Annotated in this window: 9 protein-coding genes and 1 tRNA gene; 1 reads left to right on the top strand and 9 read right to left on the bottom strand. The window is 69.1% G+C overall.

Annotated features, from left to right (window positions below; translation table 11 throughout):
- Positions 1 to 83: 83 nt before the first annotated feature.
- Positions 84 to 212 carry a DLW-39 family protein gene (locus tag ACZ6ZN_RS21190; protein ID WP_003999697.1) on the bottom strand — a complete coding sequence of 43 codons (129 nt, stop codon included), beginning with the start codon at positions 210 to 212 and terminating at the stop codon, positions 84 to 86.
- Positions 213 to 550: 338 nt separating this feature from the next.
- On the opposite strand from ACZ6ZN_RS21190, the gene ACZ6ZN_RS21185 reads away from it, so the two are divergent.
- The gene (locus tag ACZ6ZN_RS21185; RefSeq protein ID WP_469648386.1) at positions 551 to 916 is read left to right on the top strand and encodes a DUF6344 domain-containing protein; all 366 of its coding nucleotides are present in this window, start codon (positions 551 to 553) and stop codon (positions 914 to 916) included.
- Between the two features lie 338 nt (positions 917 to 1254).
- Here ACZ6ZN_RS21185 and ACZ6ZN_RS21180 read toward each other — a convergent pair.
- From ACZ6ZN_RS21180 to dnaN, 8 genes are all read right to left on the bottom strand, one after another.
- A tRNA-Ile gene (locus ACZ6ZN_RS21180) sits at positions 1255 to 1331 on the bottom strand.
- Positions 1332 to 1420: 89 nt separating this feature from the next.
- Positions 1421 to 2179 (bottom strand): DUF3566 domain-containing protein, encoded by a 759-nt coding sequence (locus tag ACZ6ZN_RS21175; protein ID WP_451875949.1) that lies wholly within the window; start codon positions 2177 to 2179, stop codon positions 1421 to 1423.
- 19 nt (positions 2180 to 2198) lie between these two features.
- Positions 2199 to 4793, bottom strand: coding sequence for a DNA gyrase subunit A (gene gyrA, locus ACZ6ZN_RS21170; RefSeq protein WP_451875950.1), 2595 nt, complete (start codon positions 4791 to 4793; stop codon positions 2199 to 2201).
- 42 nt (positions 4794 to 4835) lie between these two features.
- Positions 4836 to 6896 carry a DNA topoisomerase (ATP-hydrolyzing) subunit B gene (gene gyrB / locus ACZ6ZN_RS21165; RefSeq protein ID WP_398109356.1) on the bottom strand — a complete coding sequence of 687 codons (2061 nt, stop codon included), beginning with the start codon at positions 6894 to 6896 and terminating at the stop codon, positions 4836 to 4838.
- A gap of 408 nt (positions 6897 to 7304) precedes the next feature.
- On the bottom strand, positions 7305 to 7850 hold the full coding sequence (locus ACZ6ZN_RS21160) for a DciA family protein (protein ID WP_451875951.1): 546 nt from the start codon (positions 7848 to 7850) through the stop codon (positions 7305 to 7307).
- Entirely contained in the window at positions 7847 to 8968 is a 1122-nt protein-coding gene (gene recF, locus ACZ6ZN_RS21155; protein WP_451875952.1) for a DNA replication/repair protein RecF, read from the bottom strand. Before recF ends, ACZ6ZN_RS21160 begins: the two co-directional genes overlap by 4 nt.
- A gap of 31 nt (positions 8969 to 8999) precedes the next feature.
- Complete coding sequence (gene gnd, locus ACZ6ZN_RS21150; RefSeq protein WP_469648380.1) at positions 9000 to 9875, bottom strand: phosphogluconate dehydrogenase (NAD(+)-dependent, decarboxylating); 876 nt, start codon at positions 9873 to 9875, stop codon at positions 9000 to 9002.
- 175 nt (positions 9876 to 10050) lie between these two features.
- The gene (dnaN, locus tag ACZ6ZN_RS21145; RefSeq protein ID WP_398109166.1) at positions 10051 to 11181 is read right to left on the bottom strand and encodes a DNA polymerase III subunit beta; all 1131 of its coding nucleotides are present in this window, start codon (positions 11179 to 11181) and stop codon (positions 10051 to 10053) included.
- Between the last annotated feature and the right edge of the window lie 851 nt (positions 11182 to 12032).

The following is a 12032-nucleotide window of genomic DNA, read 5'->3' as shown; positions in this document are numbered from 1 at the left end:
CCCCGGGCTCCGCGGCGGGCCCTCGACACACAAAACCCCGACCGCGACGCGGCCGGGGTGTGCTCGTTAGGGGTGCTCGTGGCTCACGAACCCGTGGGCACGGAGTCGGTCGCCTCCGTCCACAGATCCTGCTCGGCGCGATCCGCCTGGATCTGGCGGTACACGAGGAGCCCGCCGATGGCGGCCAGTGCGACCAGGAGAAGCTTCTTCACCGCGCGACCTCGTCTTTCCTTGACGTAGGGGACCTCTGGCGCCCGACTATACACACCGACCGATACCGATCGGTGACCTGCGTCGGCCCTCAACTCGCCGCCCTCACAGCGGGATAGGAGCGACGGCGGCCGATCCGATCGGAGGGTGATCACACCCCGACGGACGGTTACTTCTGTCCCCTCTTCACTGCTCTGCGCACCTTTTCGCCCCTCCTGCGGCCATCCGGGTGGTGTTCATCTGAACATCGCGGCGCCACGGTCGGAGATCCACCACTTCCCGGCCCACATACACATCATGAGGAAAGTACGCAAATCGCCCGACCCGAAAGTGAGGGGCCATGGCCCGGAACAAGGTCATGAAGCTGTGGACCACCATCGTCACCGCCTTCCTCGCGCTGTGCACGGCGCTCGGACTCGTCACCACCACCGCCGCCGCGGCGGTACCGCAGGCCGAGCAGGAGCGCAACAGCACGAGCACCGGCGGCGGCATCCCGCAGCAGCGGACGGCATCGGTCCCGCCCCCCTGGACCCAGGCCAGGGCCCTGCCCCCCACGATGAAGCAGCGCATCCGCGCCGAGGCCCACGGGAAGTCGCCCCGCTGCCGCCACCGCGCGGTCGCGGACACGGCGGCCCCGCCCACCACCGACTGCGCCGACGAGGACAGCGACTCCGAGGGCGAGCACCTCACCCCGCTCCAGCGCTGACTCCCTGACTCCACCCCGGCGATCCTGCGTACAGAGCCCGGCAGCTCGACAGAGCCGCCGGGCTCACGCATGTCCCGCGCCGGCCGGGCGCGGACGGCATGCACCGGACACCACGCCCCCCGACCTCAACCGGTCGGGGTCACTGCGCCGCCCGTCACTCCGGCGACGCAACCTCACAGGCCTCCGACACCCGCACCACCTCGAGGACCACCAGGTACGCGGCACTCCTCGCGCACCTTCGGCCGCCTCGCCACACGTGCCGGCGGATTCCCTCATCGGCTGATGTCAGCCATGGATGGCAAAAACCCCCAGCCGGTATCGACTGGGGGTCTTCGTGCTGGTGGGGCTAACAGGATTTGAACCTGTGGCCTCATCCTTATCAGGGATGCGCTCTAACCAACTGAGCTATAGCCCCGCCGCGCTTTGCGGTGTGTGTCCCGCGCGCTGACTCCTGAAGATTAGCGCACGACATGGGCAGTCCCAAAATCGGTTGTGGAGCGTCCCTCACTCGTCCTCGGCGAGGGTCAGCTCCACACCACCGACGAAGCCGGCGGAGAGGTTGTAGATGAACGCGCCGAGCGTCGCGAGGGCCGTCGCCAGGACGACGTCGATGACCGCGATGATCGAGGTGAACATCAGGACGTTGGGCAGCGACAGGAAGGCCTGCAGGTCGAAGCCGTTGGACTCGTTCGAGCCGGTGGCCTCGGAGATCGTGCCGCCGACCGTCGAGAAGACGCCCATCGCGTCCATGACCATCCACAGCACGGCGGCCGCGACGATCGTGCAGATGCCCAGGGCGATGGAGAGCAGGAAGCTCACCTTCATCACCGACCACGGGTCGGCCTTCGCCACCCGCAGCCGCGCCTTGCGCACCCGCGGCACGGTCCGCGCCCCCGTGCGGGGCCGCCGTACGGCCGCCCCGGCCGCGGCGCCCTGCTGCGCCGGGTAGGCCTGCGGCGGGTGGTACGGCCCGGCCTGCTGCTGCGGCTGGCGTTCGCCCGGCAGCGGGGAGGCGGTGTCCTGCTCCGGGGCGGCCGTGCCCGCGCCGCCCTTGCCCCGGGCCTGCTTGCCCCGGGCGTCCGTCCCCGCCGCCCCCTTGGCGTCCCGCGCGCCGCGCGCGGGCGTCTCCGCGTCCGCGGACTTGACCGGCTTGAGATTGGTCGTCTGCGGGTCCGCCGCACGCGCGGCGGAGCCACGGCCGCCGTCGCCCGTGTCCGTACCCGTCGAGGTACCGCTCGGTCCGGCGCCCGTGGCTCCGCTCACGCTGACTCACTCCTCGTGCCTACTCGGCCGAGGGCGCCTCACCCTCGTCCGTGCCGGTGACAGCGGCGCCCTCGGCGGTTTCGTCGACGACCACGTCGCCGTCGACCTCTTCCGCCTCGCGCCCCGCCTCGGCGTTGCGAGCGATGCCCACGACGGCATCGCGCTTGCCCAGATTGATCAGTTGGACGCCCATGGTGTCACGGCCGGTTTCCCTGATCTCGTTGACTCGCGTACGAATCACACCGCCCGACAGCGTGATGGCGAGGATCTCGTCGGTCTCCTCGACCACCAGCGCGCCGACGAGGGAGCCGCGGTCCTCCACGATCTTGGCAGCCTTGATGCCGAGGCCGCCGCGACCCTGGACGCGGTACTCGTCGACGGCGGTCCGCTTCGCGTACCCGCCGTCTGTGGCAGTGAACACGAACGTACCGGGTCGAACAACATTCATCGAGAGGAGCTCGTCCCCTTCGCGGAAGCTCATGCCCTTGACACCCGAGGTGGCACGGCCCATCGGACGCAGGGTTTCGTCCGACGCGGTGAACCTGATCGACTGCGCCTTCTTGCTGATCAGGAGCAGATCGTCATCGGACGAGACCAGCTCGGCACCGATCAGTTCGTCGTCGGAACCGTCCGCCATCGAGCGGAGGTTGATCGCGATGACACCGCCGGAACGCGGCGAATCGTAATCCTTCAGCGGCGTCTTCTTCACCAGGCCGGCCTTGGTGGCGAGGACGAGGTAGGGGACCGCCTCGTAGTCGCGGATCGCGAGGATCTCGGCGATCGCCTCGTCCGGCTGGAAGGCGAGCAGGTTCGCCACGTGCTGACCGCGCGCGTCCCGGCCCGCGTCGGGCAGCTCGTAGCCCTTGACGCGGTAGACCCGGCCCTTGTTCGTGAAGAACAGCAGCCAGTGGTGCGTGGTGGACACGAAGAAGTGGTCGACGATGTCGTCTTCCTTGAGCTTCGTGCCCCGCACACCCTTGCCGCCGCGCTTCTGGGCGCGGTAGTCGTCGGTCTTGGTGCGCTTGATGTAGCCGCCCCGGGTGACCGTGACGACGATGTCCTCCTCGGCGATCAGGTCCTCGATGGACATGTCGCCCTCGTAGGGGATCAGCTTCGTCTTGCGGTCGTCGCCGTACTTCTCGACGATCGCGGCCAGCTCGGCGCTGACGATGCCGCGCTGGCGGACCGGGGAGGCCAGGATCTCGTTGTACTCGTTGATCTTCGCCTGGAGCTCGTCGTGCTCCTGGACGATCTTCTGGCGCTCCAGGGCGGCCAGCCGGCGCAGCTGCATCTCGAGGATGGCGTTGGCCTGGATCTCGTCGATCTCCAGCAGGCTCATCAGGCCGCCGCGGGCGATCTCGACGGTGTCGCTGCGCCGGATCAGCGCGATGACCTCGTCGATGGCGTCCAGGGCCTTCAGCAGGCCGCGCAGGATGTGCGCCCGCTCCTCGGCCTTGCGCAGCCGGAAGCGCGTACGGCGGACGATGACCTCGATCTGGTGCGTCACCCAGTGGCGGATGAACGCGTCGAGGGACAGCGTGCGCGGCACGCCGTCGACCAGCGCCAGCATGTTGGCGCCGAAGTTGGTCTGCAGGTCGGTGTGCTTGTACAGGTTGTTCAGCACGACCTTGGCGACCGCGTCCCGCTTCAGCACGATGACCAGGCGCTGGCCCGTGCGCGAGGAGGTCTCGTCGCGGACGTCCGCGATGCCGCCGATCTTGCCGTCCTTCACCAGATCGGCGATCTTCTGCGCGAGGTTGTCCGGGTTGACCTGGTAGGGCAGCTCGGTGACCACCAGGCACTGGCGGTTCTGGATCTCCTCGACCTCGACGACCGCGCGCATGGTGATGGAGCCGCGGCCGGTGCGGTACGCCTCCTCGATGCCCCGGCGGCCGACGACGAGCGCGCCGGTCGGGAAGTCCGGGCCCTTGATGCGCTCGATCAGCGCGTCCAGCAGCTCCTCGTGGGAGGCCTCGGGGTTGTCCAGGTACCACTGGGCGCCGGCGGCGACCTCGCGCAGGTTGTGCGGCGGGATGTTGGTCGCCATGCCGACCGCGATACCGGCCGAGCCGTTGATCAGCAGGTTCGGGAAGCGGGCCGGCAGGACGGTCGGCTCCTGGGAGCGGCCGTCGTAGTTGTCCGTGAAGTCGACGGTCTCCTCGTCGATGTCGCGGACCATCTCCATCGACAGCGGCGCCATCTTGCACTCGGTGTACCGCATGGCCGCGGCCGGGTCGTTGCCCGGGGAGCCGAAGTTGCCGTTGGAGTCGACGAGCGGCATGCGCATCGACCAGGGCTGGGCCAGGCGCACCAGCGCGTCGTAGATGGAGGAGTCGCCGTGCGGGTGGTAGTTGCCCATGACGTCGCCGACGACGCGGGCGCACTTGTAGAAGCCGCGCTCGGGGCGGTAGCCGCCGTCGTACATGGCGTACAGGACGCGGCGGTGGACGGGCTTGAGGCCGTCGCGGACGTCGGGCAGCGCACGCGAGACGATGACGGACATCGCGTAGTCGAGGTACGAGCGCTGCATCTCCGTCTCGAGCCCGACGGGCTCGACGCGCATGGCCAGGGCGTCACCCTCGGGCGTCGTCACGGGAGTGTTCTCGTCGGTCATTGCTGGTGAAGGTCCTTCCTGGTGCGGTCAGCTGAGACCGACTCAGATGTCGAGGAAGCGGACGTCCTTGGCGTTGCGCTGGATGAACGCGCGGCGGGCCTCGACGTCCTCGCCCATGAGGACCGAGAAGAGGTCGTCGGCCTGGGCGGCGTCGTCGAGGGTGACCTGGCCGAGGACGCGGTGCTCCTGGTCCATGGTCGTGATGCGCAGCTCCTCGGCGTTCATCTCACCGAGACCCTTGAAGCGCTGGACGGAGTCGTCCTTGATGCGCTTGCCCGCGTTGCGGCCCATCTCGATGAGGGCGTCGCGCTCGCGGTCGGAGTACGCGTACTCGAAGTCGTCCTTGCCCCACTTGATCTTGTAGAGCGGGGGACGGGAGAGGTACACGTGCCCGGCCTCGACCAGGGGCCGCATGAAGCGGAACAGGAAGGTCAGCAGCAGGGTGTTGATGTGCTGGCCGTCGACGTCGGCGTCCGCCATCAGGATGATCTTGTGATAGCGGAGCTTCTCGATGTCGAAGTCCTCGTGGACTCCGGTGCCGAAGGCGGAGATCAGCGCCTGGATCTCCTGGTTCTGCAGGATCTTGTCGATCCGCGCCTTCTCGACGTTCAGGATCTTGCCGCGGATCGGCAGGATCGCCTGGTACTCCGGGTTGCGGCCGGACTTGGCCGAGCCGCCGGCGGAGTCGCCCTCGACGATGAAGATCTCGCACTTGGTGGGATCGTTCGACTGGCAGTCGGAGAGCTTGCCGGGCAGGGACGCGGTCTCCAGCAGGCCCTTGCGGCGGGTGAGGTCACGGGCCTTGCGGGCCGCCACGCGCGCGGTGGCCGCCTGGATGCCCTTGCGGATGATGTCCGCGGCCTCGTTCGGGTTCCGGTCCAGCCAGTCGGTGAGGTGCTCGTAGACGACCTTCTGCACGAAGGTCTTGACCTCGGTGTTGCCCAGCTTGGTCTTCGTCTGGCCCTCGAACTGGGGCTCGCTCAGCTTGACCGAGATGATCGCCGTCAGGCCCTCGCGGATGTCGTCACCCGTGAGGTTGTCGTCCTTCTCCCGCAGCAGCCGCTTGTCACGCGCGTACTTGTTGATCAGCGAGGTCAGCGCCGCGCGGAAGCCCTCCTCGTGCGTGCCGCCCTCGTGCGTGTGGATGATGTTGGCGAACGAGTACACGCCCTCGGTGTAGCCGCCGTTCCACTGCATCGCGACCTCGAGGGACAGGTTCTTGTCCTTGTCCTCGGCCTCCAGGTCGATCACCGTGGGGTGCACCAGGTCTCCCTTGCGGGAGTTCAGGTACGTCACGAAGTCGACGATGCCGCCCTCGTAGTGGTACGAGACGCTCTTGACCTCGTGCTTCTCGTCCTCGCCCGCCTCGTCCGCGCCGGCGGTGGCCTTCGCCGACTCGCGCTCGTCGGTGAGGTTGATCCGCAGGCCCTTGTTGAGGAAGGCCATCTCCTGGAAGCGCCGGGAGAGCGTCTCGAACGAGTAGTCCGTGGTCTCGAAGATGTCGCCGTCGGCCCAGAAGGTGACCGAGGTGCCGGTCTCCTCGGTGGCCTCGTGCCGCGCGAGCGGTGCCGTCGGGACACCCAGCTTGTAGTCCTGCGTCCAGCGGTGACCGTCCGTCTTGACCTCGACGGCGACCTTCGTGGAGAGGGCGTTGACGACGGAGACGCCCACGCCGTGCAGACCACCGGAGACCGCGTAACCGCCGCCGCCGAACTTGCCGCCCGCGTGCAGCACCGTCAGCACGACCTCGACGGCGGGCTTGCCCTCGGACGGGACGATGCCCACCGGGATGCCTCGGCCGTTGTCGACGACCCGGACGCCGCCGTCGGCGAGGATCGTCACGTCGATCGTGTCCGCGTAGCCGGCCAGGGCCTCGTCGACGGAGTTGTCGACGACCTCCTGCACCAGGTGGTGCAGGCCGCGCTCACCGGTCGAGCCGATGTACATGCCGGGTCGCTTGCGGACCGCGTCCAGACCCTCGAGGACGGTGATGGCGCTGGCGTCGTACGAGGCGGTGACCTCGCCGTTGGAGGTGATCGCCTCGCCGGTCACGCCTGCGTCGGTGGACGGGTTGTTCTCGTTGGGGTTGCCGGAATCGGCCACGAAGCGCCCTTTCTGGCACAGCACGAGCCGGGCTCCTGGGGGTGCCCCCTCCGCGGGGAGGGATGCCGGAGCGGCTGCGGCATGTTGCGTTGGTAAGCCTTGAGATCAGCGTTGCTCAGCTTTTCCCGGACGGTCCCCACGCTGGGGGCGGGATTGCTCTCCATTCTACCGGTAGCACTGACACTGATGGGGGTTTGCGGGTACCTGAGTCCGCATGTGCCGCCCTCGACGGGTCTCGTCCGACTCCCGATATACGGATGGGGGCTCCAAGAGGCTCACAGCGGCACTCAGCGCTTTCGGCCGTCAACCCGTTGCTACTTAGGAGTCAGCTCCCGATTCGCCACGTTGTGCGGCCCCATGCCGAGGGGACCGGACCCGTCGTTCCGGGCCGGTGAGGCGTGACGTAAGTCACCTGTAGGTATCGCCGGGACCGCTGCTGCCGGGGGCGCGGAGAGGGCCGTAACGGCGTGCGGGGGCGCTGGGCGCGAGCACCTTGATGTGCCGCACCCGGCCGTGGCCCAGGTCCTCGTTGAGACGGGCGACCAGGGTCGGGGCGAGCAGCCTGAGGTTCGTCGCCCAGGCCGTGGAATCGCAGCGCACGACCAGGACGCGCTCGTCCTCGTCGTACCTCTCGGGCACGCAGTGCTTGGCGACGTCCTCGCCGACGATCTGCGGCCAGCGGCCCATCACGCCGCCCACCGCGGCCGGGGCCTCCCAGCCCCGCTCGGTGATCAGACGGTTGATCGCGGCGCCGAGCGCCAGGGGGTCGCGGCCGTCGGCGTGCGCGCCGGAGCGCAGCCCGCCGCCCCGCCGCGCCTGCTTCTTCTGCTGCGCCGCGTCCCCGCGCGCACGGGCGGCGTCCTTGGCCGCGCGCAGCGCCACGCGCGCGAGGTCGACGCCGGAGGGTTCGGGCTGCCCGGACGGCTTCGGAGGCTGCGGTGTGTTCTCCGTCATACGCGCTCCACCGTTCCCTCGGACACGGCGAACCGGGTCCCGGACAGCACGTGGGGCACGTCGTCGTCGACCGCGGCGGTCACCAGGACCTGCTCACCGGGCGCGACCAGTTCGGCGAGGCGCTCGCGCCGGCGGGTGTCGAGCTCGGCGAAGACGTCGTCCAGCACCAGCACCGGTTCGTTGCCCTCGGCCCGCAGCAGGTCGTAGGAGGCCAGACGCAGTGCGAGCGCGTAGGACCAGGACTCGCCGTGGGACGCGTAGCCCTTGGCGGGCAGCTGGCCCAGCTTGAGCTGGAGGTCGTCGCGGTGCGGGCCGACCAGGGTGACGCCCCGTTCGATCTCCTGCTTGCGGGCCTCCCCGAGCGCGGCGATCAGCTGCTCGAACAGATCCTCCCGCGTGTGCGCCTCGCCTGGGGCCGACGGCTTGTACTCCAGCGCGATCGGCCCGCCGCCGGGGGCTAGCTGCTCGTACGCCTTGTCGGCCAGCGGCTGGAGCGTGGCGATCAGGTCCAGGCGCTGCGCGAGCAGCTCGGCGCCGGCCCGCGCGAGGTGCTGGTCCCACACGTCCAGGGTGGACATGTCCATGGTGCGGCCACCGTGCCGGCGGGCCAGGGCGGCCGACTTCAGCAGGGTGTTGCGCTGCTTCAGCACCCGGTCGTAGTCGGAGCGGACCCCGGCCATGCGCGGGGAGCGCGCGGTGATCAGCTCGTCGAGGAAGCGCCGCCGCTCACCCGGGTCGCCCTTGACCAGCGCTAGATCCTCGGGCGCGAACAGCACGGTCCGTACGATCCCCAGCACGTCACGCGGCCTGACCTGCGAGGACCTGTTGATGCGGGCGCGGTTGGCGCGCCCGGGGTTGAGCTCGAGCTCGACGAGCTGCTGCCGCTCGCCCTGCCGGACCTGGGCCCGGACGATCGCCCGCTCGGCGCCCATGCGGACCAGGGGGGCGTCGGAGGAGACCCGGTGGCTGCCGAGGGTGGCGAGATAGCCGACGGCCTCGACGAGGTTGGTCTTGCCCTGCCCGTTCGGCCCGACGAAGGCCGTCACCCCCGGGTCGAGCGGGACCTCGACCCGGGGATAGGAGCGGAAGTCGGCCAGCGACAGATGCGTGACGTGCATGGTCGTACCGCCGACCTCCCTCGGTGCTCGGTTACTTCTTCTCGACCGCGTGGCCGCCGAACTGGTTGCGCAGCGCCGCGATCATCTTCATCTGGGGCGAGTCCTCCTGGCGCGAGGCGAACCGGGCGAACAGCGACGCGGTGATCGCCGGCAGCGGGACCGCGTTGTCGATCGCGGCCTCCACAGTCCAGCGTCCCTCTCCGGAGTCCTGTGCATAACCCCGGAGCCCGTCCAGGTGCTCGTCCTCGTCGAGCGCGTTCACCGCGAGGTCGAGCAGCCAGGAGCGGATGACCGTGCCCTCCTGCCAGGAGCGGAACACCTCCCGGACGTCGGTGACGGACTCGACCTTCTCCAGCAGCTCCCAGCCCTCGGCGTAGGCCTGCATCATCGCGTACTCGATGCCGTTGTGGACCATCTTCGCGAAGTGGCCCGCGCCGACCTTGCCGGCGTGCACGGAGCCGAAGTCGCCCTCCGGCTTGAGGGCGTCGAAGACGGGCTGCACCTTGGCGACGTGCTCGGCGTCGCCGCCGTACATCAGCGCGTAGCCGTTCTCCAGGCCCCAGACGCCGCCGGAGACGCCGCAGTCGACGAAGCCTATGCCCTTGGCCGCCAGCTGCTCGGCGTGCTTCTCGTCGTCCGTCCAGCGGGAGTTGCCGCCGTCCACGACGATGTCGCCGGGCTCCAGCAGCTCGCCGAGCTCGTCAATGGTCGACTGCGTGGCCTCGCCGGCCGGGACCATCACCCAGACCACGCGCGGGCCGCTGAGCTTGCCCACAAGCTCACGCAGGCTGTGGACATCGGCAAGGTCCGCATTGCGGTCGTATCCGTAGACGGTGTGGCCGGCGCGGCGGATCCGCTCGCGCATGTTGCCGCCCATCTTGCCGAGGCCGACGAGACCGAGCTCCATCAGTTGTTTTCCTTTGGTTCGCAGGTGTCCGACTGGCGTTGCGGCACGTATGTACCCGCGTCCGAGCCTAGACCCGGACGCTCATGCACATCTGTGGGCATACGCGCTCAGTCGTACGTCCTCACCTGCGGGTTTGTCCTCAGCCTGTGGACAGTGACCGCCGGATCCGGCCGTCTCAGCCGCTGAGGCGCACCGGCATGATCAGGTACTTGTAGGCCTCGTCCGCCTCGGCGTCCAGCGCGGGCCGGCCGCTCAGCAGGGCGGGCTTGGTGGACGTCGTGAACGACAGCTGGGCCACCGGGGAGTCGATCGCGCTCAGGCCGTCCAGCAGGAACGTCGGGTTGAAGGCGATCGAGATGTCGTCGCCCTCCAGCTGGGCGTCGACCCTTTCCACAGCCTGTGCGTCGTCGCTGGAGCCGGCCTCCAGGATGAGCACGCCCTGCTCGAAGCTCAGCCGCACCGGGGTGTTCCGCTCGGCGACCAGGGCGACGCGCTTGACGGCCTCCACGAAGGGGGCGGTCTCGATCACGGCGACGCTGTTGAACTCCGTCGGGAACAGCGTGCGGTACTTCGGGAGGTCGCCCTCCAGCAGGCGGGTCGTCGTGCGGCGGCCGGCGCCCTCGAAGCCGATCAGGCCCTCGCCGGAGCCCGAGCCGGACAGCGCCAGGGTCACCTGGTCACCGCTGGTGAGGGCCTTGGCGGTGTCCAGGAGCGTTTTGGCGGGCACCAGGGCGACCGCGGAGGCGTCCGGGTTCTCCGGCTTCCACAGGAACTCGCGGACCGCGAAGCGGTAGCGGTCGGTGGACGCCAGCGTGACCGTGTCGCCCTCGATCTCGATGCGGACGCCGGTGAGGACGGGCAGCGTGTCGTCACGGCCGGCCGCGATGGCGACCTGGGCGGCCGCGGAGGCGAAGACCTCGCCGGGGACGGTGCCCGTGGCGTTCGGCATCTGGGGCAGGGCCGGGTACTCCTCCACAGGCAGGGTGTGGAGGGTGAACCGCGAGGAGCCGCAGACCACCGTCGCCCGTACACCGTCTGTGGAGATCTCCACCGGACGGTTGGGCAGCGCACGGCAGATGTCCGCGAGCAGGCGGCCGGAGACCAGGACCGTGCCCTCCTCCTCGACCTCGGCCTCGACGCCCACCCGGGCGGAGACCTCGTAGTCGAAGCCGGACAGGCTCAGCTGGCCCTCCTCGGCCTTCAGCAGCAGGCCGGCGAGGACAGGCGCCGGCGGACGGGCCGGGAGGCTGCGCGCCGCCCAGGCAACTGCCTCCGCGAGTACGTCGCGTTCCACCCGGATCTTCACTGTTGCCGCCTCCTGCTGTTGCCGGCGCTTCTCGCTCTGCCTGGCCCTCGTCGTCTGTCTCGGTGTCGACGGTCCCGGTGAGGGGGAGGACACCGGGGACCAGTCTGACGCACCCCACTGACAGTAGGTGCCTCTCGGGGTCAAGTCGTGACGAGGGGCAGCCGGGCACCGGAGAGCGAGTTGTGCACAGGACCCGCTTCGAAACGAATTCCCAGCTCTCTCTAGTTGGGAGTAGTAGTAGGGCCTGTGGATACCGTGGATAACCGCGTTTGCCCTGCTCAGAGCCGGAATTTTGTCCACGGGGCCTGTGGGTGACGGCGGTGGACAACCCGGGGTTTCTGTGGAGAACGGAAAGTTCTGCACACCCCGTGCACAGGGAAGGGCGAGTTCTCCCCAGTGCCGTCCCCAGGTTTACCCGTCTTTCCCACAGCCCAACCCGGCACCTTCGTGTGACGCCTTTCACTCGACCCGGTGAGGAGGCGCGCCGCGTTGCCGAACAGTGGACAGCCGTGTGGAGAAGCGGCCCCACACTGGGGACAACCGCCCCCAGCCTGTGGGCGGGCGGTGGACAACTCGATGCACAGCCTGTGGATCAATCCTTCGTCCACAGTCTGTGGAGATCCTTCGTCCACGAATCCACAGCCCGCTGAGCTGGTCTGATGGTCCGTCCGCAGGGCGTGCTGTGGACACGGTCTGGACAACTTGCCGGTCCCCAGGATGTGGACGGCAGAAAGTCACCGAATCTGTGGAGGGAAGCCGTAACCCGGCAGCTATTCGAACAGAGGGTTGCGATCGGGTCGCCGAGGGCGGGGCGCCGAGGGCCGGGTTGCTAGGGGCCGGGTCGGTGGTCG

It is taken from the genome of Streptomyces sp. NPDC053665 (assembly GCF_055585285.1).
Note: the sequence above shows the minus strand (reverse complement) of the source record. Positions and strands in the feature narration are given on the sequence as shown.